Consider the following 22,418-nt stretch of genomic DNA (forward strand, 5'->3'; position numbering starts at 1 on the left):
CTGGCATTTTTTGGTTGGAAGAGGATTTTGGGTTCTTTGACGGTTATGGTATCCTCATTAATTATTATATGATGCATTCGACCTATATTCACTTTATATACAATTAGATTGATAATAATGCATAGTTAAATATTCACAATACGAAAGACGTAAATACAAGGTGGTTTTATCTAAAATAGATTTAAACACTTGTTTAATATGGGGTAAAAGCGTTTGGTTTGAGTTCGTTGATAGGTATGTAAATAAACGTACATTGTGAAATATGTCGAACGAAAAATCAAAAATATTGTATATTTATTCTTTCACTCTACGAAATATTCTGGTATGTTATTTTAGTAGAATTAAGAGGAGAGGATAGATTTGGATATGAAAAAACTTATGACAGTCTTTGCAGCAATCATTATGTTGCTATCATTAATTACACCAGCTACGTTTGCTTCAGCTAACACAGTAGAAGCTAGTGAAGTTGTAGAATTAGAGGTTAGTCGATCGTTATTTTCTCTTACTGAAGTTCGAACGGTAGAAGTACAAGCGGATTTTGGTAAAGAAGTAGATTTAAGTCAATTACAATTTCAGTTTGGTGGAAAAAGCCTTGCTGAATGGAAAAAGTGGAGTGGGGGAACAAATTATAACGGTGAGCCATTTATTACGGTCATCGAGGAACCACACTTTGTAGACGACACAACAGTAATTCAAGCGACTTTAGAGTTTGGGTTACCTTATGACCGCACGAATTTATCAAACCGAACGATTCGTGTGCAGTATCAACAGTTTATTGGTGATTACGAGTTAGCTCTAGTTAACTCGGAAACTGGAGCTAAAGCTGCGACAGAAGTTAAACTGAATGTTTATGATGAGTTTCTTTTCTATGAGGAATTAAAACCAACTATTGATCAAGTATTCGCAGATGCTAAAGCGGATGAGTCAAACAATCGCTACCTGGAGTACCAAAATGTAGGTACGTCTGTTGAGGGACGCGATATTCATTTTGTTATTTTAGCTCGTGATCAAAATGCGGTTGAGAAATACTTAAATGAAACATTGCCAACAGCTTTAGAAAATCCTGCTAGTTTACTAGAAAAATTAGAAAATGGAACAATGGGAGACTACCAGGTTCCGATTTGGTTTAACAATATTCACCCTGATGAAGTTGAAGGTGTGGATGCACAAGTTGAATTATTTAAGAAGTTTGCGCTAGAGGATGAAGTTACTTTTCCTACAGGAACAGATAGTGAAGAGGTTACTCTTAATGTCGATGAAGTATTAGATGATGTGATTTTCTTATATTTATTTACAAACAATCCGGATGGACGTGTGGCTAACACGAGAGCGAATGCGAACGGTTTTGACTTAAACCGTGACAACGCGTACCAAACCCAAATAGAAACCCAACAGGTCAATGAAATCATTGCTCAGTGGACGCCGATTTCTTTTATTGATATGCACGGGTACGTAACTGGATTTTTAATTGAGCCTGCGACACCGCCTCATAACCCGAACTTTGAGTATGATTTGCTGTCGGACAATATGCTTGGACAAGCTCATGCAATGGGGCAAGCAGGAATTGGTCTTTCAAAGCTAGATTCATATTTTATTCCGAAGTTAGATTGGGGTAGTGGTTGGGACGATATGACGCCAGCTTATACGGCAATCTATGCAATGTTACACGGTTCTTTAGGGCACACAATTGAAGTTCCAGAATTAAGCCAAGATTCGTTGTATGCAATGATCGGAACAGGATTAGGGGCAACGCAATTTGTTACAGAAAATAAGAATGAATTATTTGCTAATCAGCTAGGGATCTTCAACCGTGGCGTGAATGGTGAAGATAACCGTGCAGTCGATAAGCATTTTGTCAATGCAGCAGGTGAATCGATTGGTCGAGTGAGAGGAGAGCATGACAACTTCTTCCCCGATTACTATGTAATCCCGACCGATGCGAAAGAACAAAAAAACCTACTTGAAGCACATAAAATGGCAGATTATTTGCTTCGCAACGGTGTCAATGTCGAGCAAACAACGAAAAATATCGAAGTGAACGGGACGCTTTACCCGAAAGGCACATATGTTGTTCCAATGAATCAAGCAAAACGCGGTCTAGCTAATGCAGTACTTTATCAAGGTGATAATGTATCTGATTGGAATGCGATGTATGACCCAATCGTCGTTAACTTCCCGGCGTTAAGAGGGTTTGATATTGATACTGTTCGTGAGGCGGGTGCATTTGCTGGAGTAACAGCTGCAGTAGAAAACGTTACGCTTCCAAAAGGCAGTGTCACTGGAAACACACCAAAACAAGTCTTGCAAAATACGAATAATGATACGATCAAACTTGTGAATGAGCTTCTGAAAAATGGGAAAACAGTCGAAGTAGCAATGGAAACCAATGACCGTGTAAACGAAGGAGACTTTATCGTTGCAACAAAGGATCTTCGTTCATATGAGGGCAAGTATTACTTTGAAACGCTCCCATTAGGGAATGGACAAAATCTTAAAACAAACCGCCTTACGCAGCCAAAAGTCGCTGTAACAGGTTCTGCACAGTTGAGGTTTTCATTAAATCAGCTTGGATTTAATTTAGTGGATGCAGCGAGTGCTGATGTGATTGTGAGTGATAGTAGTACGTTTAATGCGGCTAATGTAAATGGAAAATCGTATATTGGTATGGGAGTTCATGCTTTAAATGCTGCACGTAATAGCGGCTTGCTTCCTGGATTTACTTGGAGTTTCACAAGAGCCAACCATGAAGGACTTGTAAAAGCGAATGTCAATGAGCACCTTTTAACTTCAGGTTACGGGGAAGAAGAGCTTCTTTATGTCACGACGGGAGCATGGATTAATTCAGTTCCTGAAGGCGCAGACGTTTTAGCTACGTTCAGTGACAGTGATGACTTCTATGTCGCTGGCTGGTGGCCAGAACACCAAGATGCAAAAGGACAAACTCTAGCATTTACGACGTCAACGGAAGACACAACATTTACTTTATTTGCGAACGACTTAGCCTTTAGAGCTCATACAGAACACAGCTACCGTCTACTTGCAAACAGCATTTATGCTTCTGTTGGTTCAGCGGTTGAGAAGAAAGGTAAAGGACAAGCAAAAGGTCAAGAAATTAAGGTTGAAAACGGCCAAGTAGAAAGAACACAAGAAAATGGTAAAGATAAAGTAAAAACAACGATTACTGAGAATGCATTAATAAATGCAGCGAAAAATAGTGATCGAGTTGACCGCTTTATTGTCGAAGTAGAGGGGCAAGCTAACAATGTGATTGAAGTTCAACTTCCATCAAGTGAAATTCAAGAATTGAAACAATCACAGCCGGAAGCTAAGCTTGAACTTCAAACAGGAACCGGTTCATACACAATCCCATTAGCAGACTTTGACCTTGAGAAAGTCGCTAAAAACAACGGTAAAGACTTCATGCTATCGATCAAAGTAGTGGTTGAAGAAGAAGTGTATGGTGAAGGAAGAGAAACAGAAGAACGTGTTGTTGAGGTTAGCCATGTAACCATTTCTGCACTCGTTGGAAACGCAGAAGTTGAGATTACAAGTTTTACCGTTTTACAAGAGTAGATTTAGATTAATTGGAGATGTTCACAGTGACTACCCGAACTTTGTTGAAAAGTGGGAGGGAGTTGATGTATTAAAAAGCTTTAGTGAATGTTAACTTTTACACTCTTTCAGGTAATGCAACCTTTTTGGTAAATCCAGGACGAGGTGCATGCCTCCAAACGTAAACAGGTTCAGGTCCTAGTGAGCTGATTGTGGATTAAATAAAAACTAATATCTAAGAAAAAAGCATGTTATCACCAAAAAGGTGGATAACCTTCTATTTATACAGAGGGTTATCCACCTTTACGAGTTACACACAGGGATCGAAAGGGTTTATAGGTATTTATATATAGTTATCCACATCTAGAATCGAGGGACCTGTACCTTAGTCTTCCTTTTTATAGCCTTGTTTTTACTTTGTGGAATATAAACTTCACAAATTACAGATATTTCATCAAATTAAATGAAACCGAATGAAACCGTCACAGTGACACCCCGAAAAATATTGTTTCAAGTTAGTAGATAGATTGAGAGGCGAAGTTATTGTTTTATCTGCTATTAAAAATAAATCGACTAAAGTTAAAAATATTTTAGTCGAAGTTGATAATATTTGGCGAAAAGTTGAAAATATATCGGCCGAAGTTAAAAATAATAAGAAGTGATGCTGCCCCACTGTGTGGGTATAAAAAAACCTGGGTCTAATCCAATAAGGACCCAGGTTTTTTTATATAAGAGAGATCCTAATAGGCTCTTTCATTAAAGTTAACGGTTAATTATGCGTACATCGATACCATGGATATCTCCACCAGGCATTTCAATTTGTTTGACTTTCTTTAGCGAGCGCGTATTAATGATGGATACTCCTGGGCGTTGACCGGCAATGGCATGCGTCCCTGTAGCTGGTTCTGGTCCTCTTGTTGTCACATAAGCCCATTGTCCGTTTGGTGAAAAGTTCATTAAGTCAGGTGCGCTTCCAATGTAGGACACTTGGTTTACGGCCTCATTTGTCTCAATATCAAATATCGTTGCATTATTTGTCATCCGATTAATCACCCAAAGGTTTTGGTTATCTGGTGTAATCGCAACCCCATGAGCATCCTTACCTAATGTGTCTTTTGTCTCGATTAATTCATGAGTTTCGGTATCAAAAATATACAATTCACCGAGATCAGCACTTCCTGCATTCGCATACATCGTTTTTCCATCGGGAGAAAGGATTAACCCACAGCCATGTGGTTTGACATCATCCTTATCGTAAGCTTTCACTAGCTCTAAAGTGTCCGTTTCAAATATGAGTAAACCGCCGCCTCCAAGTGTTACATAAAAGTATTTATCATCCGCTGTAAAGAAGTGACATACTGGCGTAGTATTTGGGAAGCGTTCTTTTTCGGTGAGTTCCTCGTAATCTTCTAATTCGACGGTTTTCACATATTTAAATTTTTCATTTTTTACATCGGTTTCAATAACAGAGATACTTTTGCTAGGGGTGTTCGACACGATGACTTTATCTCGTTTATTCGTTGGTATGGCAGCATGAGCCCCTGGAGCGGTCGGGATCGTTGCGATAACTTCTTTGTCGGACCCGCGAATCACTGAAACATCTCCACTAGTCATATTAGCGACATACGCATATTCACCTTTGTTATCAAAGACTAACATATGCGGTGTTTTCCCTACACCATCATCTTCAGTTAACGTCTGCTCTATTCGGTGATTTGCTCCATTGATAATATGGATCTCATTATTTAATTGATCGGCTACCCAAATTTCATGACTGATAAAGCCATTTCCTCTTTCTGAAGGGTGAGAAAAACCTGTCATTACCAATAGGGATACTAGTAATAATAGGCACAAAAATTTAGCGTTCGATCTAAACGCCTTTTCTAATGATATGTTGCTCTTCATATGTATCTCCTCCTAATGCTTTTGTAGAGGGTGGGTCGCACTACTAGCTCCCTATATCCCAAGTGCCCGTATGTAGAATATAGTTCAAAGCTCCCATTCCTGTCAGATTATAGTGGAATATTCTGAATTTATCAATACTAAGTTCTCAACAATTTTCTACATAATTCACAGTATACCCAATAATGGGGGGCAGACCTCTATGTAAACGTAACTCTTACCGCTGCATCAGCTTTGCCATCCAAAGTACAAGATCTATGATACTGCCGTCGATCCCACTTTGAAAGTAGACCCATAATTGTCCGCCAGTTGTGGTTGGTGTTCGGTCAAACACAACGGTTTTAGAAAAATACCCGTAAGCAGGCGGAGCATCTGCATCCTGAAGCTGGTTCATCCCAGCGAGAAGATCCGTATGGGCCGAAAACCGCTGACCAATACGAAACAGCGAATCTGTAGGGGGAGTAACATAAATGGTACGAAAAGTAGGTTCCACAAGGACAGGAACAATAAGAGTCCAACCTGGAAATATTAAATTTGGATCCGTTATTGGTGGATTTAATGGTTGGCTCTTTAATCCCCAAGACTGTACTGCCAAATGAGCAGCAATTGAAAATAACGTATCGCCAGGCTGGACGGTATAAACGACATGGGTTTCTCTTACAACCAGCGTAATATACTCACTCCCTACTATGTGCTAATAACAAATATATTAATTATAGATGAAGAATATGATTTGGATTGCGTCACAGAACGTCTTAGTAGTGATTAGTAACCCCAACACGATCATCCAATCCAACCTTAATTTCGTTGAGAGAAATTCATTACGAATTACTTTTTAGCCAATTTCCTTTGTTTAAGTCTATTCTAGTAAAAATAACGAAACCTAGGATCAAAGACCTGTATACCAGAAAGAAAGTCACACATTGTCGTAAAAAAAATAATCTCCTCAACAAGTTTCGCCTTACTTCAAAAGTAAAATTTGGTAAAGTATATGAAAACGATTACAGAGGTGAATAAGATGTCCTTTGAGTTGGTGCTAGATGCGATACTAGGAAAGAGAGAATTGTTCCATGTTATTGATTGTACAATATGCGGCCACGAAGAAATTTACTACGTTGAGCCTGAGTCGAAACAACAAATAGGGAAAGCTTGTTCACATTGTGGGTTTGTTCAGAAATTTGAGTTTGATCACCAAAAAGAATAGTGATCAATACCTTATCTCCAAGAGTTTATTCTGATAAAAAAGTAGGTTAAGTACCTGCTTTTTTAGTTGGGGATTTTCCCCTCATCTTACTCTCGCTAGCCTCTCATTTCCCTCTTTTTCTGCTTCAAATCTTCCTAAATAAGAACAATTAACTAGTTGGGCTGTTGCTAATCCTAGCTAAAGCGTTAAAATAATAGATAACGACTTGATTGACTAAAAGGTCAAATTTTAGCAGCATCGTAGGGAGTTTTTCATTGCATGATTAAATGGTTTTCCTGGACAGCTGTGATCGCTTGGATGGCGCTTATTTTCTACTTATCGCATCAACCAGCAACAGTGTCTAGCGAGTTAAGTTCAGAAGTTACAGAGGTAATCATAGAAATCATTGAAACAGTCGCCCCGAATATTCAATTTGAATTCGGCAACTTAAATCATCTGGTAAGAAAAAATGCTCACTTCTTCGCTTACTTAGTCCTCGGAATGCTGACGATTAACGCCTTAAGAAGAAGTGGGAGCATTGGATATCGAAGTATGGGAGTAGCTCTAGTCATATGTATCCTTTACGCCATTTCAGATGAAGTGCATCAACTCTTTGTTCCCGGCCGGTCTGGAGAAGTGCGAGATGTGCTCATTGATACTGCTGGTGCAAGTGTAGGGATTGGGATGTATTGGTTGTTTAGTAGAGTGTTTAAGAAAAAATCTAGCAGATAGGTTAGTTTTTAGGGGAGCGAGCGGTATTTCATTTAGGGTTGGTTTCGTAGTGTTAAGAATATGTAGGCATTCCATTTCCATCGAAAACTAACAAAACGCTCGAGTACTGTTCACAGTTGCTCGAGCGTTGGTTCTCTTTTTCAGTTAAGATAAGATGTGATTGCATCAATCTCAATTCTTAATGTGACTATCGACCTAACCTTTTATTAAGACTATTCTGCTTAAACTTTAACTGAAGCAATTGCTCTTGATGATGGTATGCTTTTTGAAATAACTTGCCTTTTTCTAATGGCTGATGGTCAGGACAGCGATTATATTTTGTAAAATAGTGTTTAACCGCTAATTCATGCCACCACAGCTGTAGCCATTCCATAGGTTCACCTCATTAGGCCATACTTGTACGGTGATGTGTAGTGTATTCGGTAACTGGCTGGCGTGACAAAATGTGTGTTAGCCCCTGTAGTTTTGCGTCATCACTTTTCAATGATTTTGCCTTTTCGTACAAAGAATGGGTAGTTTTAATTTTATTATCGTCGAAACGTGTCGAAATATGAATGGTTAATTTAGATCTAATTATTTCCTATTTATTTACAAAACGACATATATAAAGTCCTATTCTTCAGTTGAGTTTAAGAAGTTATTAATTTTGTTCTTGCCGAGTTCTTTTAACGCCTCGAAATCTTCAGTAGAGAAGCGGTCTTTAATTGTCGACTTCAATTCCTCCATCTCTTCTTCTGTTAAACCGCTCCTTACTCTTTCAGCTATTGTGAGAAGTTCCGTCATTGAAAACTCTTCTAGTACTTTAGTGATCGCTTCTTCTTTTGATAATGAAGGCTCGTCTGTTGCTGCTAGGTGTTGATCCTCTTCTATTTTTGTATGGAGGGCGTCGTATGTTTCGAGTTGTTCTTGATTAATCCCTTCTATCGTATCACTCTCCAACCACTTTTCTGAAAAATGTTTCCCCTCTTGAAAAAAGTGATGCTCCGCCATTAAGTTTTTGCCAAAACTTGTTCCAGTTACAATAAAAAGTCCAATGAAAACTAAAAGGACTAACCTTAACAATGAAACCACCCCTAGTTGTATGATAATTATGGTATTCGATGCAAACTTCTCATTAAATGTTGTGTATAGATCTAGTGTCGACATGAACTGGAGTGGACATACATATATAGGAAAAGTGGGAGATAATACTTCTATTTACATATTGATTTGACTTTTAACCAAGTGTGCTGAAAGAATTTTTTCAACCAACATATGAAGAACCACGTAAGTTACCATTCCTAAAATATTTATTAATGCATCGATGAACAAACCTTCCCTATAGAAAAAAGGTTGAATGAGTTCTGTTCCAACTGCCAAAAAGAGTCCTAGCCCAGTTGACAAGAGAAGATTTTTACAGACTTGAATAAGTAAAAAAGCAAGAATGAAATAGCAGATAAAGTGCCCGGCTTTCTGCAAGAGAAAAGGTAGGCTAGGATTTAAATAGATTGCGATTGTGAAGAAGTTTGTGAATTCAGGGTTGCTGTTTACTTGAAAGTAAAACGACTCTCCACGAATTAAACCACTAAAATCTTTCGTACATGTGAGAACTACTAGTAAATAAATCCACAAAACTAATAAAAAGATATACATATTACTCCAGCTTTCGTTTTTTACTCAAAGTCTTGACGCTGAAATGAAGATACATACATTAACTAATCGTTTTTAAGGTAGATTTATGTAGTGGTTACAAATTCCCTTACTTTTTGATAAAAAGTACCAAAAATATATACTAATGGTATGAAAGTCGATATAATAGATTTTGGATTAACTGGTAAGGAGTTGTATATGAAAAATATTTTATTTGCCTTTTCTATCTTACTATGTGTCGGTCTATTGATATTCGGTAAAGTTCAATATGATCAAAAACTAAGTAGTATTGCACAGGATGCTAGAGAAACATTGAGTTCATCTGTAAGCCCAGATGTTGTATCTGTCGATGATAATCAGGAAGAAGAACACGAGTTGAATATAGGGGAGATTCACCCTGAATTAAAAGAAAAAATGAATTCGGCACTCAAAAATAATGAAACTGTTCGAATTGCGTTATTTGGTTCAGACGCGATGGTTTTAGATGAAGAGGGAATAGCTTGGCCGGATTTATTGACTGAAGGTTTGAATGAAAGGTATGGAGATAGTCTGATTGAAGTTGAAATGTTCGAGACGGGTGCTCAAACTTCGCAGCAAGTCTTAGAGGCAGAAATACACTACGCTGTTGCAGAATTTGATCCGGATGTTATCGTCTTTGAACCTTTTTTATTAAGGGATAATGGAAATGCGACTATTGATTTAACATTAGAAAACATTGCAACCATCCTCGCATATTTTATCGAAACTGTGCCTAATGCATTTATTGCTCTGCAACCACCCAATCCTATTCATCAGCCCAACTTTTACTTGCGTCAAGTCGAAAGTCTAAAGACTTATGCAGATGAAAATGGCTACGTATATATTGACCATTGGGAAGCCTGGCCAGATATTACCGACGATGAAATTAAAGATTATGTGGAAAGAACTCGTCCAAATCAAGCAGGACATGAAATTTGGGCAGGTTCGTTAATTGATTTTTTTACGGGAAACTAGTAGATTAGGAGATTACAAAAAAATGTCAAAATCTGACCCTTTATTAAAAGTTCTTTTGGAGGCCTACACGAAAGGTGAAAAAGAAGGTGTACAACTTCAAGAATTGATGAAAGAGATTGAAGAGAATTTACGTATTCTCATTGAACAACCTGGAAAATAAAAATAGAAGCTGCCAACTAGTGAGAAATCTAGGAAGGCAGCTTTTTCTGTGTTGAGGCGGGTATATAATTGTCGATTTAACGTTGGTTCTTCTTTAACTTGTTAATAGATTACGATCCATTTTTATAATCCCATAGAATTCGCCATTCTCGTTCTTCTCTGGCGACATAAACTTCCTGCTTAAAATAAAATTTCCCATACTTTCCGTGATAGGATTTAGTGACCGTTATATTATAAACAGTATCTAGAGGTTCAGCATCGTTAGTCATTTTCCAATTTCTTTTTTTGTTTGGACTGTTCAATGAGTACTTAAAAGTATCCGCTCCAAAGTGACTCATAAATACATGAGCACGGTCCTGGATATAGTTAGCTTTTGGGAAGCGACTTTGGATTTCGGGGTGGAGTAGCTCCCAAGAGGAAGAAAACCGGCCTTGTTGCTCTAACTTATAAAATTCATTGACGACTTTTTGTGCTTGATTTGCTTGAGATGGCCATAACAGTAATAGGAAGAATGCTAAGGCTGCCATAGGTATGATCAGCAAAAGTTGGGGTGGGAGTTGTATTCTTCGCTGCATATCAAAACTCCTTGTCTTAGTTGTTATATTTCATCCTATTCATGGATGGAGTGATTTAGTATGGACAAATTAGATGAGGTAAGGAATTTTCTATTGATGAATTGGGTCGATCGTGCTGAGGGTAAAAATATGTGGGAGCGGGGAGCTATGAACTTGAGAGTAAGTAGGCAAGGGTAGTTTAGAAGCATTTGTGAAGAAAGAGGTGAGATTAGTAAAAAAAAGAAAAGACAATCAGTCGTGATTGTCTAGAAATTAAAACATTTTGATCCTTTTTAATTTATTCTGGCGATTTTTAAGAAAGAACTTTCCTTCATCCGATTTGAAGATTTTAATTCCGATCAAAGATAGAGGTGTCCATACGGATTTCATTTGGTATAATGGCATTTTTTTCACTTCTCTTCTCATAGAATTTTTATAATTTGGTTTGTATACGTTCGTTATATAGATCTATTCTAACATAGCAATGGTAGAAACTAAACACTCTTTTTTTACTATTTTTTCAATTTTTTAATAATACAAACCATTTTTGGTGCATATATGGTATGTTTTTTGAATATGTAAATGGGTCTAAGGTGATGTTTTTATAATAAAAGTAAATGGGGGCAGTATAGGTGTTTTGGGCAGTATAGATATATTGGTGGTGGTAAAATGTTATTAATGAAGTTTCTGTGGCTACTTTAGGTAGATGTATTAATTGGAGAACATATGAATGGATAGTAAGGGAAGAGTAGGGATGAAAATAGGCTAATGATAAAGTGAAAGTTTTTCAGTGGGGGGGGTCTTCATCCTCCACTGAAAATTAGTTGGACCAATCGGGTTGTTACAGAGGCCCATGATGTGGGGCACAGATGTTGCCACAGGACGTGGCGACAAAGTTTGTGTTCAATCGACTCCCACTAAGCCTTTTTTGCTCCTCAAAGGCTTGAAGTGGGAGTCTTAGCGCCTGTTAGACGGGATCAAAGCTACACATAAGCCTTCAGTGTAGATTTTCTTATATAGTTAAAAACTTTTGTTGTTATAACGAATTTTAGCTGTGCTTATTTGTCTTTCTCATTTTTTCTTTTTTCGAAGTACTTGGTTTCCCACCAGACCGAGATGAAGGATTCGTTGCATTCGCGTGCTCTACAGCTTGTTCAAGTTCTTTTCTCATAGTAGCTCCTCCTGTGTTGAAATACTTCTTCAAAAGATAGGTTACCCAAAACCCACCTCACCATACACCGAAGTAATGCTAGGTACCAGGTACCTTTAACAATTTACAGTGTTGAGGGTACCTGGTACCTTTATCACACTACTGTGTGAAAGGTGCCTGGTACCGATAAAAAAGCACAAGGTGTCAAAACCTTGTGCTTAGTGCGATTTATTTGTGAAATTCGATTAATGCTCGTAATAATGCTTCTGATGCGTCTTCGTAAAAGCGGTCTTGTTTCATCATACTAGCATCATTAGGATTTGTGATAAAGCCTAATTCCACGAGGATACTTGGAATTCTTGTATAACGAACAACTCCAAAGTTCCCTTCTTTTACACCGCGATCCCGAGTTTTCAATTGTTGAACTAGATGCTTTTGAGCCACTTGAGCAAGTTGTTGGCTCTGGGCATGTTGGTGTGATCGATTCCAGAATGTTTCAGTTCCATGGGCCTGTGAATTGGAAAGTGAATTTGTATGAATACTAACGAATGAATGTCCATTTGAAGCATTGGCAATTTCAAATCGTCTGTTTACAGAAACAAAGGTATCTGTCGTACGGGTCATTACGACCTTCGCGCCAGCAGCTTCAAGTTTCTTTTGCAATTCTAAAGATACTCTTAGTGTTACGTCTTTTTCACGTAAGCCGTTACCAACGGCACCTGGATCGCTTCCTCCATGACCCGGATCAATTACGATCGTTTTACCAGCTAAAGCATTAGTTGGTACAGTACCACTATTGGCAGAACCACTGCTGTTTTGTGTGTTGCTAGTAACAGTAACCGTTACATGATCTCCATGAATGTAAGCCCATTGGTTATTATGCTTAATTTTTAACCAATTACCATTAACATTGGTTTCGTAAATAGAAACAGAAACTCCGCGAGCAAGCATCCCGACTCGATTACCAGACGAAGCAGGTGTTTGTCTTATATTGAGTGTCGTTACATTTACGGTCCCAGTAGCAACGACCGCATTCGAGTTACTCGTATTGTTGTTGTTACTATTAGAAGGCCCTGAACTATTTGAACTTGTGTTACTAATTGTTACAAAATCACCATGAACGTAAGCCCATTGGTTGTTCATTTTGATCTTTAGCCAATTTCCATTCACGTTCCGCTCATAAATGGAAACGGTAGCACCACGGTTAAGCGATCCAACCCGAGTTCCTGAGGCAGAAGCTGTCTGCCTTACATTCAGTAAATTAACATTTACGGTACCAGTTGCTACTACGGTATCGCTATTGCTGTTATTGCTATTGTTATTATTAGAAGTCCCACTATTGCTGTTTTGATTGTTATTACTCACAGTAACCGTAACAAAATCAGCATGGACGTAAGCCCATTGGTTGTTCATTTTAATCTTCAACCAGTTGCCATTGACGTTTCGCTCATAGATGGAGACGGATGCTCCACGAGCGAGACTACCTACACGAGTACCTGACGTAGAAGCTGTTTGTCTTACATTTAATGAATTGACATTGACCGTACCCGTTGCAATGACTGAGTTTGAATTATTGTTATTACTATTATTGCTGTTTGACGAAGAGCCACTATTACTTTGATTATTGGTATTATTGCGGATTGTTATAAAATCACCATGGACGAATGCCCATTGATTGTTGACTCTAATCTTCAACCAATTCCCGTTGATGTTCCTCTCATAGATCGAAACGGTCGCACCACGAGCTAGACTGCCGACTCGATTTCCTGAAGTGGAAGCGGTTTGTCTCACATTTAGTGAATTGACATTAACAGTTCCGGTTGCAATGACTGAATTTGAACTGCCGCTGTTGTTACTATTATTAGAATTGTTAGAGGTGCTATTATTCCTTGTAATCGTTATGAAATCGCCATGAACGTAGGCCCACTGATTATTAACTCTAATCTTTAACCAATTCCCGCTAATACCAGTTTCATAGATTTGGACAGTGGCACCTCGAGAAAGACTGGCAACACGAGCAGCTGTTGAAGACGGTGACTGCCGAACATTTAATGAATTGACATTAACCGCACCAGTAGCTACAACTGTACCTGAGTTACTACTAGAGTTGTTAGGGGTATTGCTCACTGGAGTGACACGTACATAATCACCATGGACATAAGCCCACTGATTATTCATTTGAATTTTCAACCAGCTTCCATTGACATTACGTTCATAAATAGAAACGGTTGCCCCTCGTGAAAGACTACCAACTCTTGTCCCAGTAGTAGATGGAGTTGACCTTACATTCAATGAATTAACCTGAACAGTACCTGTTGCAATGATTTGACTTTGATTGGCATTCGTATGTTGTTCGTAACCGATGTAAAAACTAGAAAGAAGAATAATACATAAACATACAATCGCCCATTTACTTCTGACCATAGATTACTCCTCGCTCCGTTAAAATTTTTTAGAAAATGTTGAATACACTGTAAAAAGAGTGGCGAGTCTTTTGTTGTGGTTGTTCAATATATCGAACTTTTATTGATTTTTTTCCCTATTGTTGTCATCTATCATTATCCGAAACTTAAAAAGTACTTCCAAATTGTATCTAGTAAAATACCTAATCCACCGAAAAAGATTCCGATGCAGGCAATGCTAACAGGCGATCCCCATTTGACGTCTTTCAATTCATAGACCCCCTTTCAATTCTGGAGTTATGTTCAATTTACAGGCAGGTCCAAAACTGGTATCTAGCAAATTAGAAGTCAAGAATCAGGACCTGCACTGTAAATTAAGTTATGTAGTCACCAACGTTAGTCCCGAAAATAATACTAACGTCTGATGGAAGGTATGAATTCTTATGGTTAATAGTAGTTACATAGGAATAATTAGGTATTGAAATCATCTTACCTTATGAGACATATTCCGTAAAGATGCTGTCGAACGATAACGACTTTAGTCATGATTTTTTTCTAGGTATTGGGCTTCACTTACTGCTAGAGAGGTTTATGCCGTGCAGTTGGCAGGGCGAATTTAACGGGGTTCCGCAGGTTTGAGTTGGTACTTTGATTCGGTGGAGGAGAGGGAAGTAGAGGTGAAAAAGAGGTGAAAAAGAAGTGAAGATGCGGTAGCAGGTACCTTTAGTCCTGTGCATCACTAAAGGTACCTGCTACCGGGTTTTCGAGGTATTGGTCTACGCCTGTGACGATAGAGGCTTGGCCGCTTGTTAGATTAGTCATCCAGTCGACAAATTGATCCGTGTCTTCTTTCTTAACATAAGCCTGTACCTCCACTTGTTCTAAATAATTGATTTCTTTCAATATATAAGGTGATTGACGCAGTTCATTTTCAACTTTTCCTAGCCAGTGATAATCAATCGTAGTATGCATCACTTGCATGAGCTTTCGTTCAACGATTCCAACAGCATTCAACCCTTCACTTGTTGCCCCTCCATACGCACGAATTAAACCACCTGCCCCAAGCTTGATGCCGCCAAAGTAACGTGTTACAACGACGACTGTATCTTTTAAGCGACGCTTTTTTAACACTTCTAATATCGGAACTCCAGCGGTACCGCTCGGTTCACCGTCGTCGTTCGCTTTTTGAATTTCATCATTTTCACCAATGAGATAGGCTGAACAGTTATGAGTAGCATCCCAATGCTTTTTCTTGATCTTTTCAATAAACTGTTGGGCCTCTTCTTCTGTTGTTGCACGATCGATGTAAGTAATGAACCTAGAGCGTTGAATATTGATCTCGTGTTCTCCATATCCTTTAACGGTTAAATAAGAAAGTAACAATGGAACCCCACCTTTATCCCCTGATTTTTATAGATGCTTGGCATATATTGTCTAAAAATCATACCACAGTTTTACATACCATCGAAACAGTACTGTAATATTAGAATGTTATGCTAATTTTGTCCTTGTCCACCGGGAGTTATGGTAAAATGATCATATATAATGTACAACTAATCCGTGTCATAATAGATGAAAGAATTTATTTAATTACTCCCAAATTACTATTGTAAGAGAATTTAAGGTTGGTGGGCGCAGTGGCACAATCCGAATTAGAGGTTATAATTAAGAAAACGATTGAGACGGTCGACGAGAGTCGTGAACAAGTCTTTCGAATTGGTGAACAATCTCGAAAAGAATTTGCTATTTTAAATGAAGAATTGAAAGATATTCGTTTAAAAGTTGCTAAAGTGATTGAAGAAAATGACCGTACGCAGTTACACGCGCGATTTTCGAGAAATCGTCTTGCTGAAGTGAGTAAGAACTTTAATAAATATAGTAAAGAGGAAGTTAAAGCTGCTTATGAGCAGGCTAATGAATTCCAAGTTCAGTTAGCGGTTTTGCAACAAGAGGAAATGCGCTTGCGAGAAAGGCGAGACTCGATTGAACGACGAATTGTTTCGCTGAAGGAAACCGTAGAACGCGCGGAACGGTTAGTCGGTCAAATGTCGGTCGTTTATAACTTTCTATCGAGTGACATCCAACAGTTGGGTGAAAAATTAGAAGAAGCGAAAGAAAAGCAAGAATTTGGATTGAAGATCATAGAAGCTCAAGAAGAAGAACGAAGACGTCTATCACGAGAAATTCATGATGGCCCAGCCCAAATGCTAGCAAATGTTATGCTTCGCTCAGAATTAATTGAACGGACCTATCAAGATAAAGGTATAGATGCGGCTCTAGTAGAGATAAGAGACTTACGAAAAATGGTGAAATCGTCCCTTTCAGAAGTTAGAAGGATTATTTATGACCTGAGGCCAATGGCACTTGATGATTTAGGTTTAATACCAACCCTGTCTAAATACCTAGCTACGTTTGAAGAGCGGACAGGAATAGCGATTAGGTTTAAAAGTCTTGGAAAAGAACGGCGTTTGCAACCTAGACTTGAAGTTGCATTATTCCGCTTGGTTCAAGAAGCAGTACAAAATGCCTATAAGCATGCCGAACCAAAAGAGGTCCAAGTTAAAATTGAAATTAAGTTGAACAAGGTTATAATAATAGTTAAGGACGATGGAAAAGGCTTTGATCAATCTGTAAAAAAAGAAGGGTCCTTTGGATTACTTGGTATGAAAGAACGCGTCAATATGCTAAAAGGCCAAATGACCATTCAGTCGAAAATTAATGTAGGTACAGGGATTCTGATTGAAGTACCGATTTAATAACTAGAAGAATTTTCCGATGGATGTAATAAAGAACAGCGTAAGTTCATTAAACACTCTACGCTGAAGCTGGACAAGCAAACCATAATAGAAGCAGTTAATGTTAACGAGAGGTGAAAACATGTTTAATAAAGATCGAAATATACGTATTGTCATTATTGATGATCATCAACTATTCCGTGAAGGTGTAAAACGTATTTTAGCAATGGAAGATAACTTTGATGTTGTCGCAGAAGGTGAAGATGGGGAACAAGCTCTTGCTCTAGTAGAGGAACATCACCCAGATGTCATTTTAATGGATATTAACATGCCAAAAGTAAATGGTATGGAAGCAACTCGTGAGTTGATTCAAAAGTACCCAGATGTAAAAGTTTTAATCCTATCGATTCATGACGACGAGTCATATGTGACACACGTATTGAAAACGGGTGCAGCAGGCTATCTATTAAAAGAAATGGACGCAGATGCACTTATTCAAGCCGTTAAAGTTGTTGGTGAAGGTGGAGCTTACATTCATCCGAAAGTCACGCATAATTTAATCAAAGACTATCGCCGTCTAGCAAATGACGATGCAAGCGAAACTACTGAAATTGGCTTCCGTGAAGTAGAATACCGCAAGCCGCTTCACATTTTAACGCGTCGCGAGTGTGAAGTGCTACAACTGATGACAGACGGTTACAGCAACCGCATGATTGGTGAAGCTTTATACATTAGTGAAAAAACCGTTAAAAACCATGTAAGTAACATCTTACAGAAAATGAGCGTAAATGACCGTACACAAGCCGTTGTTGAATCTATTAAAAATGGTTGGGTAATGGTGAGATAGTCTAATCTATAAAGACTATGATAGAAGGGTATCCTGTGTGACTTAGGGTGCCCTTTGTTACGTTCTGGTGTCTAATTATACTATGGAGGCAAAAAGACCGCTGAATATGCGAATATCTCTACGAAATGAAAGTGTAGGGAATGTCGATTTTTGTGTATTTTTGTCGAGAAATCGATATAAGTTAGGAAGTTAAAAATTAAATCACTATAGTTGAAAATAATATCAGTAAAGTTGAAAATAAATTTAAAGAAGTTAAAAATAAAAGCAGTAAAGTTGAAAATAGAACAACAGAACAGCTAGTTCCTACCAACTATCATCTAGTAATCAGCAGGAAAAAATAATGATGCGTCGAATAAATTAGTTATAGAAGTTGTACATAGAGAATATAGTGAATAATTAATTAATACATACATAAAGCGAGGTCATTTCTTTGAGTAAAATTGCGATTGTCACAGATAGTACCGCGTATTTATCAGAAACATTGCGTGAACAGAAGAACATTAAAATGGTTCCATTAAATGTTGTTTTTGGTGAAGAAGCGATTCAAGAGGAAGTCGATATTACAGCAAGCGAGTTTTACGAAAGAATGAAAACGACGGAAAAACTACCAACAACATCCCAGCCAGCAATTGGTTTGTATGTTGAATTGTTTGAGCAACTCAAACGCGATGGATATGATGCGGCGGTTTGCATCACGTTATCAAGCGACATTAGCGGAACCTATCAGTCAGCGATGAGCGCTGCAGAAATGGTAGAGGATTTTGATGTGAGAGGCTTCGATTCGAAGATCAGCTGCTCACCGCAAGGCTACTTTGTACTTGAGGCTGACAAACTTGCGAATGAAGGAAAAAACATCGAAGAAATCCTTGCTCACCTTGAGATTATGAGAAATAAAATAAATGCTTACTTTATGGTAGACGATTTAAACCACCTACACCGAGGCGGGAGACTGAATGCCGCGCAGCTATTTGTCGGGAGCTTATTGAAAATTAAGCCTGTACTACACTTTGTGGATGGTAAAATTATGCCGTTTGAAAAAGTGCGCACAGAGAAAAAAGCATTACAGCGTATTTATAGCTTATTGGATGAAGGCGTGGCAGGGGAGAGTAACGTACAAGTTACCGTCATTCACTCCAATCGCTTAAATGAAGCTGAAAGAATTGCAGAGGAGCTAAGAGCGAAGTACCCTGAAGCTGAAGTTGGGGTTAGCTACTTTGGTCCTGTAATTGGAACCCATTTAGGCGAAGGAAGCCTAGGAATTAGTTGGTATGTCGCATAAATTAATAAAAAACAACTGAGCATCCGTGTAAATGTTCAGTTGTTTTTTATTTTGTCACAAATAAGTCCTAAAACTTTTGTCGGAGTGTGTCGATAATAAAAACGTATCATACGAAAAGGGCAAAATCATTGAAAGATGATGACGCAAAGCTAAAGGGGCTTCATTGAAGGAGTTCTGTTCAATATGCCAGCCAGTTACCGAACTGATCGTCCTCCGTATGATGAAACAGCGATAAAAAGGAGGTATAGGACTTGTACACAACACCTGAGGAAATGCATAGAAAGAAAAAAAGAAATAAATTCATGGTGAACTTCATTGTTATTCCATTAATAGCCGTGTTAGTAGGCGCTCTAGTTGCACTACTTGGAGCTAGTTTCTAATTATTTATAAACTTTCGCATGTAGTTGTGCGGGAGTTTTTTTAATTTTTTGGGGGAATGAGTGGGTTGGATGGCTTTTCAGGAAATCGAAGTTGAGCTGCACAATTTTTGTAGTTAGTGCATTAGTTTTAGTAGAATTCGTTAATGGGGAGCTGATTTCTCAGCAGGTTCAGCTACCTTCTTTGAGCCATGATCTAACTTATTGTCGGAATTGACACTTTTATTGTCCGTTTTCAAGATTTATTGGCGGAAATGACAACTTTATTGTCTGATTTTTAATTTTATTGTCCGATTTCAACATTTTATTTGCCAAAATGTGAACTTCACATTTTTCAAAAGGAATTTTTGTGTTGTGTGTCTAATTATACAACTGTGTAATATTAATTCCCCAATTAAATAAGGTGGTGAACCTTTTGCGCTTTGCTGTTGTAGTGGTGGATGGAAACGAGTACTTAGTTCCTGAACCACTCTTAAAAAAGTATCATTCCTCGTCTGTTGTTATGCCGCCGTCATCGATTGGCCAAGTTCCTTCTTTGCCGCAGCCTTCGTTAAACTCCGAGTTTCCGTTTTCTGCTGAATTGCAATCCTTTTTATCTGGCCGTGAACTCCTACTTGATGAACTCCCATTCAAGATTCAAGAACTAGATGAACATTATCAGAATGGCTATATTACGTATACTCGTGGTCTCGATTTTCTCTCCGGTCGTCTCTCGTGTGCGCGGTGTGGGAACGACGCCACGGATCGCATCGTATCTTTTATGTGCGCCCGTTGTCTTCGCATGTGTGGCTATTGCCGTAAGTGCATTATGCTTGGGAGAGTGTCGCAATGTACCCCGCTCATTCGATGGAACGGACCACTGCCGCAGCTCAAAATTACTGAACCCGTGCTTGCTTGGAACGGTACATTATCTAATGAACAGGAAGCAGCATCAAAACAACTAGTCAAGGCCATTAAAGAACGAACTTCCTTTCTCATTTGGGCCGTTTGCGGGTCCGGTAAAACCGAAATGCTGTTTCAAGGAATCGCGTACGCTTTAACAGAAGGAAAATATGTATTAATCGCGGCGCCACGTACCGATGTTGTTATTGAACTAACCCCTCGAATAAGAAGTGCATTTCCAACCACCTCCGTCATCTCCCTCTATGGTGGAAGTGAAGATCGCGACAAACCCGCTCAACTGGTTCTTTCGACTACTCACCAATTGCTGCGCTACCGAAACCATTTTGATGTCATCATTGTCGATGAAGTCGATGCTTTCCCGTACTCCTATGATAAGAGCCTTCAGTTTGCTGTAAAAAAAGCACAAAAAGACGATGGAGTGACGGTCTTTTTAACGGCAACCCCTTCAACAGAACTAAAAAAAATCCCCCATATAAAAGTACCAAAACGATATCACGGACACCCGTTACCTGTTCCTCAATTTGAATGGTGTGGGCACTGGAAAAAACAGATCGCCAAGAAGAGCCTCCCGAAAAATGTGCAACAATGGCTTATCGATCGCTCTGAAAAAAACAAACAAGCTTTTTTATTCGTACCGACGATTGAAGTAGGCGAGCAGCTCGTTCCGATATTAAGCGAGTTAGGGCTTGTTTGTGAAAGTGTTCATGCAGAAGATGCACAGCGTCATGAAAAAGTCGCGAAATTCCGTAGTGGCGAACTTCAACTATTGATAACGACAACGATTTTAGAACGCGGGGTGACTGTTCCCAATATCGATGTCGCCGTGCTCGGAGCGGAAGAAGCGATTTTTACAGAAAGTGCATTCGTGCAAATTTCCGGTCGTGTTGGTCGGCACAAAGATTTCCCTACCGGTGACATCACTTTTTTTCATTATGGGAAAACGACAGCCATGGTTGAAGCGAAACGCCACATCGTGCAGATGAATAAGGAAGCAGGTTTTGATGGATGAAACAATGCCTTTATTGTGATGCAGCTCTTCAAGCGCGGGCGAGTTGGGCAGGGATTTTTGGGGTGGAAAAAGAGGCGTTGCTTTGCGAGAGATGTCGCGAGAAACTTGAAGGCTTAGTCGGGCCACTATGTGAAATATGCGGTCGCTCACTAAATGATCTAGATGAAAACTATCATAACGGCACCTTGTGCAGGGACTGCATCCGTTGGGAGGAGGACGTGCAGTGGCATGGCGTTCTAACAAAGAACCGCTCACTGTACCAATACAATACATTTTTAAAAGAAGTGATGGCTCAGTTTAAGTATCGCGGCGACTATGTACTGGGGGAGGCGTTTGGTGAATCGCTGTTCCGTTTGTATCGCAGTGAATTTAGAGGAAATGTTCTCGTCCCCATCCCATTAAGTGACGAGCGCTTGTATGAGCGAGGGTTTAACCAAGCGCACGTCCTGGCAGGTATCATTGGCGAGCCAGTACAGGCCCTGGAGCGAGCACACCACGAAGAAAAGCAAAGTAAGAAAACTCGCGAGGCGCGCATTCATAAGGCTGAAAATCCGTTTGTCGTTGTTGCCGATGTACGAAAAGATATTGCAGATGCACATATCACTGTCATCGACGACATTTACACAACAGGTGCGACGGTACGTTATGCGGCGAAGGCACTGCTGGACTGCGGCGCAAAGTCGGTTTATTCGCTGACAGTTGCAAGAGGGTGATACCATCGCAATAACCAAAGTTACGCCGATATATCGAGAATTGCGCCGAAATAATTAAAGTTACGCCGATATATCGAGAATTGCGCCGATATAACTAAAGTTACGCCGATATATTGAGAATTGCGCCGAAATAACTGAAGTTACGCCAATATATAAGAATTACACCGAAAAAAACCACATCAATAAATAGCGATTCGCCCTGATCTAACTGTATTGATATTGAACTGATCCTAATTAAATCAAAGAAAAAACCTCAGACATACACAAAATCCTAAAAAATCACACCATACTTGCCGATA

General features: G+C 39.0%; 21 protein-coding genes and 3 riboswitches. Of the genes, 11 read left to right on the forward strand and 10 right to left on the reverse strand.

Annotated elements, in window-relative coordinates:
* Window positions 1-366: 366 nt before the first annotated feature.
* On the forward strand, window positions 367-3,573 hold the full coding sequence (locus tag AC2VNP_RS12180) for a M14 family metallopeptidase (RefSeq protein WP_486917659.1): 3,207 nt from the start codon (window positions 367-369) through the stop codon (window positions 3,571-3,573).
* A gap of 741 nt (window positions 3,574-4,314) precedes the next feature.
* Here the strand turns inward: AC2VNP_RS12180 and AC2VNP_RS12185 are convergent.
* Window positions 4,315-5,457, reverse strand: a complete 1,143-nt coding sequence (locus AC2VNP_RS12185; RefSeq protein WP_486917582.1) for a YncE family protein — start codon at window positions 5,455-5,457, stop codon at window positions 4,315-4,317.
* A gap of 20 nt (window positions 5,458-5,477) precedes the next feature.
* Window positions 5,478-5,560: riboswitch (cyclic di-GMP riboswitch) on the reverse strand.
* Window positions 5,561-5,671: 111 nt separating this feature from the next.
* Complete coding sequence (locus AC2VNP_RS12190; RefSeq protein ID WP_486917583.1) at window positions 5,672-6,049, reverse strand: hypothetical protein; 378 nt, start codon at window positions 6,047-6,049, stop codon at window positions 5,672-5,674.
* A gap of 423 nt (window positions 6,050-6,472) precedes the next feature.
* On the opposite strand from AC2VNP_RS12190, the gene AC2VNP_RS12195 reads away from it, so the two are divergent.
* Together AC2VNP_RS12195 and AC2VNP_RS12200 are read left to right on the forward strand one after the other, a co-directional pair.
* Window positions 6,473-6,658: an acyltransferase gene (locus AC2VNP_RS12195; RefSeq protein WP_275118634.1), complete on the forward strand. Its 186-nt coding sequence runs from the start codon at window positions 6,473-6,475 to the stop codon at window positions 6,656-6,658.
* A 258-nt stretch (window positions 6,659-6,916) separates the two neighbouring features.
* The gene (locus AC2VNP_RS12200; protein ID WP_486917584.1) at window positions 6,917-7,369 is read left to right on the forward strand and encodes a VanZ family protein; all 453 of its coding nucleotides are present in this window, start codon (window positions 6,917-6,919) and stop codon (window positions 7,367-7,369) included.
* 187 nt (window positions 7,370-7,556) lie between these two features.
* Here AC2VNP_RS12200 and AC2VNP_RS12205 read toward each other — a convergent pair whose 3' ends face one another.
* From AC2VNP_RS12205 to AC2VNP_RS12215, 3 genes are all read right to left on the reverse strand, one after another.
* Entirely contained in the window at window positions 7,557-7,742 is a 186-nt protein-coding gene (locus AC2VNP_RS12205) for a hypothetical protein (protein WP_486917585.1), read from the reverse strand.
* A 45-nt stretch (window positions 7,743-7,787) separates the two neighbouring features.
* Window positions 7,788-7,873: riboswitch (cyclic di-GMP riboswitch) on the reverse strand.
* Between the two features lie 108 nt (window positions 7,874-7,981).
* Window positions 7,982-8,431 (reverse strand): hypothetical protein, encoded by a 450-nt coding sequence (locus tag AC2VNP_RS12210; protein ID WP_486917586.1) that lies wholly within the window; start codon window positions 8,429-8,431, stop codon window positions 7,982-7,984.
* Window positions 8,432-8,566: 135 nt separating this feature from the next.
* The gene (locus tag AC2VNP_RS12215; protein ID WP_486917587.1) at window positions 8,567-8,980 is read right to left on the reverse strand and encodes a VanZ family protein; all 414 of its coding nucleotides are present in this window, start codon (window positions 8,978-8,980) and stop codon (window positions 8,567-8,569) included.
* A 216-nt stretch (window positions 8,981-9,196) separates the two neighbouring features.
* Between AC2VNP_RS12215 and AC2VNP_RS12220 the strand changes: the two genes are divergently transcribed.
* Complete coding sequence (locus AC2VNP_RS12220; RefSeq protein WP_486917588.1) at window positions 9,197-9,991, forward strand: SGNH/GDSL hydrolase family protein; 795 nt, start codon at window positions 9,197-9,199, stop codon at window positions 9,989-9,991.
* A 22-nt stretch (window positions 9,992-10,013) separates the two neighbouring features.
* Window positions 10,014-10,151, forward strand: a complete 138-nt coding sequence (locus tag AC2VNP_RS12225; protein ID WP_486917589.1) for a YwzD family small protein — start codon at window positions 10,014-10,016, stop codon at window positions 10,149-10,151.
* Window positions 10,152-10,260: 109 nt separating this feature from the next.
* On the opposite strand, the gene AC2VNP_RS12230 is transcribed toward AC2VNP_RS12225, so the two are convergent.
* From AC2VNP_RS12230 to AC2VNP_RS12245, 4 genes are all read right to left on the reverse strand, one after another.
* Complete coding sequence (locus AC2VNP_RS12230) at window positions 10,261-10,725, reverse strand: hypothetical protein (RefSeq protein ID WP_486917590.1); 465 nt, start codon at window positions 10,723-10,725, stop codon at window positions 10,261-10,263.
* Between the two features lie 1,027 nt (window positions 10,726-11,752).
* Entirely contained in the window at window positions 11,753-11,875 is a 123-nt protein-coding gene (locus tag AC2VNP_RS12235; RefSeq protein ID WP_486917591.1) for a hypothetical protein, read from the reverse strand.
* A 207-nt stretch (window positions 11,876-12,082) separates the two neighbouring features.
* Window positions 12,083-14,278 carry an N-acetylmuramoyl-L-alanine amidase family protein gene (locus tag AC2VNP_RS12240; protein ID WP_486917592.1) on the reverse strand — a complete coding sequence of 732 codons (2,196 nt, stop codon included), beginning with the start codon at window positions 14,276-14,278 and terminating at the stop codon, window positions 12,083-12,085.
* A gap of 701 nt (window positions 14,279-14,979) precedes the next feature.
* Window positions 14,980-15,639, reverse strand: a complete 660-nt coding sequence (locus AC2VNP_RS12245) for a YigZ family protein (protein ID WP_486917593.1) — start codon at window positions 15,637-15,639, stop codon at window positions 14,980-14,982.
* 254 nt (window positions 15,640-15,893) lie between these two features.
* Here AC2VNP_RS12245 and AC2VNP_RS12250 point away from each other — a divergent pair, with 254 nt between their 5' ends.
* From AC2VNP_RS12250 to AC2VNP_RS12265, 4 genes are all read left to right on the forward strand, one after another.
* A complete protein-coding gene (locus AC2VNP_RS12250; RefSeq protein ID WP_486917594.1) occupies window positions 15,894-17,012 on the forward strand; it encodes a sensor histidine kinase in 1,119 nt (372 codons plus the stop codon).
* 121 nt (window positions 17,013-17,133) lie between these two features.
* The gene (locus AC2VNP_RS12255) at window positions 17,134-17,838 is read left to right on the forward strand and encodes a response regulator (RefSeq protein WP_486917595.1); all 705 of its coding nucleotides are present in this window, start codon (window positions 17,134-17,136) and stop codon (window positions 17,836-17,838) included.
* Between the two features lie 430 nt (window positions 17,839-18,268).
* Window positions 18,269-19,117 (forward strand): DegV family protein, encoded by an 849-nt coding sequence (locus AC2VNP_RS12260; protein ID WP_486917596.1) that lies wholly within the window; start codon window positions 18,269-18,271, stop codon window positions 19,115-19,117.
* A gap of 108 nt (window positions 19,118-19,225) precedes the next feature.
* Window positions 19,226-19,319, forward strand: a riboswitch (cyclic di-GMP riboswitch).
* A 49-nt stretch (window positions 19,320-19,368) separates the two neighbouring features.
* Window positions 19,369-19,497 carry a hypothetical protein gene (locus AC2VNP_RS12265; protein ID WP_486917597.1) on the forward strand — a complete coding sequence of 43 codons (129 nt, stop codon included), beginning with the start codon at window positions 19,369-19,371 and terminating at the stop codon, window positions 19,495-19,497.
* A gap of 497 nt (window positions 19,498-19,994) precedes the next feature.
* On the opposite strand, the gene AC2VNP_RS12270 is transcribed toward AC2VNP_RS12265, so the two are convergent.
* Window positions 19,995-20,123, reverse strand: a complete 129-nt coding sequence (locus AC2VNP_RS12270) for a hypothetical protein (protein WP_486917598.1) — start codon at window positions 20,121-20,123, stop codon at window positions 19,995-19,997.
* A gap of 179 nt (window positions 20,124-20,302) precedes the next feature.
* Between AC2VNP_RS12270 and AC2VNP_RS12275 the strand changes: the two genes are divergently transcribed.
* Window positions 20,303-21,406, forward strand: a complete 1,104-nt coding sequence (locus AC2VNP_RS12275; protein WP_486917599.1) for an ATP-dependent helicase ComFA — start codon at window positions 20,303-20,305, stop codon at window positions 21,404-21,406.
* Window positions 21,403-22,119 (forward strand): ComFC family protein, encoded by a 717-nt coding sequence (locus tag AC2VNP_RS12280; RefSeq protein WP_486917600.1) that lies wholly within the window; start codon window positions 21,403-21,405, stop codon window positions 22,117-22,119. Before AC2VNP_RS12275 ends, AC2VNP_RS12280 begins: the two co-directional genes overlap by 4 nt.
* The last annotated feature ends 299 nt before the right edge of the window (window positions 22,120-22,418 follow it).

Source organism: Alkalihalobacterium sp. TH-98 (assembly GCF_057473385.1).

What these genes read in the sequence shown, in the direction of transcription:
- AC2VNP_RS12180 (WP_486917659.1), top strand. Translation starts at nt 367, where the DNA reads ATGAAAAAACTTATGACAGTCTTTGCAGCAATCATTATGTTGCTATCA.
- AC2VNP_RS12185 (WP_486917582.1), bottom strand. Translation starts at nt 5,457, where the DNA reads ATGAAGAGCAACATATCATTAGAAAAGGCGTTTAGATCGAACGCTAAA.
- AC2VNP_RS12195 (WP_275118634.1), top strand. Translation starts at nt 6,473, where the DNA reads ATGTCCTTTGAGTTGGTGCTAGATGCGATACTAGGAAAGAGAGAATTG.
- AC2VNP_RS12200 (WP_486917584.1), top strand. Translation starts at nt 6,917, where the DNA reads ATGATTAAATGGTTTTCCTGGACAGCTGTGATCGCTTGGATGGCGCTT.
- AC2VNP_RS12205 (WP_486917585.1), bottom strand. Translation starts at nt 7,742, where the DNA reads ATGGAATGGCTACAGCTGTGGTGGCATGAATTAGCGGTTAAACACTAT.
- AC2VNP_RS12220 (WP_486917588.1), top strand. Translation starts at nt 9,197, where the DNA reads ATGAAAAATATTTTATTTGCCTTTTCTATCTTACTATGTGTCGGTCTA.
- AC2VNP_RS12225 (WP_486917589.1), top strand. Translation starts at nt 10,014, where the DNA reads ATGTCAAAATCTGACCCTTTATTAAAAGTTCTTTTGGAGGCCTACACG.
- AC2VNP_RS12230 (WP_486917590.1), bottom strand. Translation starts at nt 10,725, where the DNA reads ATGCAGCGAAGAATACAACTCCCACCCCAACTTTTGCTGATCATACCT.
- AC2VNP_RS12235 (WP_486917591.1), bottom strand. Translation starts at nt 11,875, where the DNA reads ATGAGAAAAGAACTTGAACAAGCTGTAGAGCACGCGAATGCAACGAAT.
- AC2VNP_RS12240 (WP_486917592.1), bottom strand. Translation starts at nt 14,278, where the DNA reads ATGGTCAGAAGTAAATGGGCGATTGTATGTTTATGTATTATTCTTCTT.
- AC2VNP_RS12255 (WP_486917595.1), top strand. Translation starts at nt 17,134, where the DNA reads ATGTTTAATAAAGATCGAAATATACGTATTGTCATTATTGATGATCAT.
- AC2VNP_RS12270 (WP_486917598.1), bottom strand. Translation starts at nt 20,123, where the DNA reads ATGGGAGTTCATCAAGTAGGAGTTCACGGCCAGATAAAAAGGATTGCA.
- AC2VNP_RS12275 (WP_486917599.1), top strand. Translation starts at nt 20,303, where the DNA reads ATGCTTGGGAGAGTGTCGCAATGTACCCCGCTCATTCGATGGAACGGA.
- AC2VNP_RS12280 (WP_486917600.1), top strand. Translation starts at nt 21,403, where the DNA reads ATGAAACAATGCCTTTATTGTGATGCAGCTCTTCAAGCGCGGGCGAGT.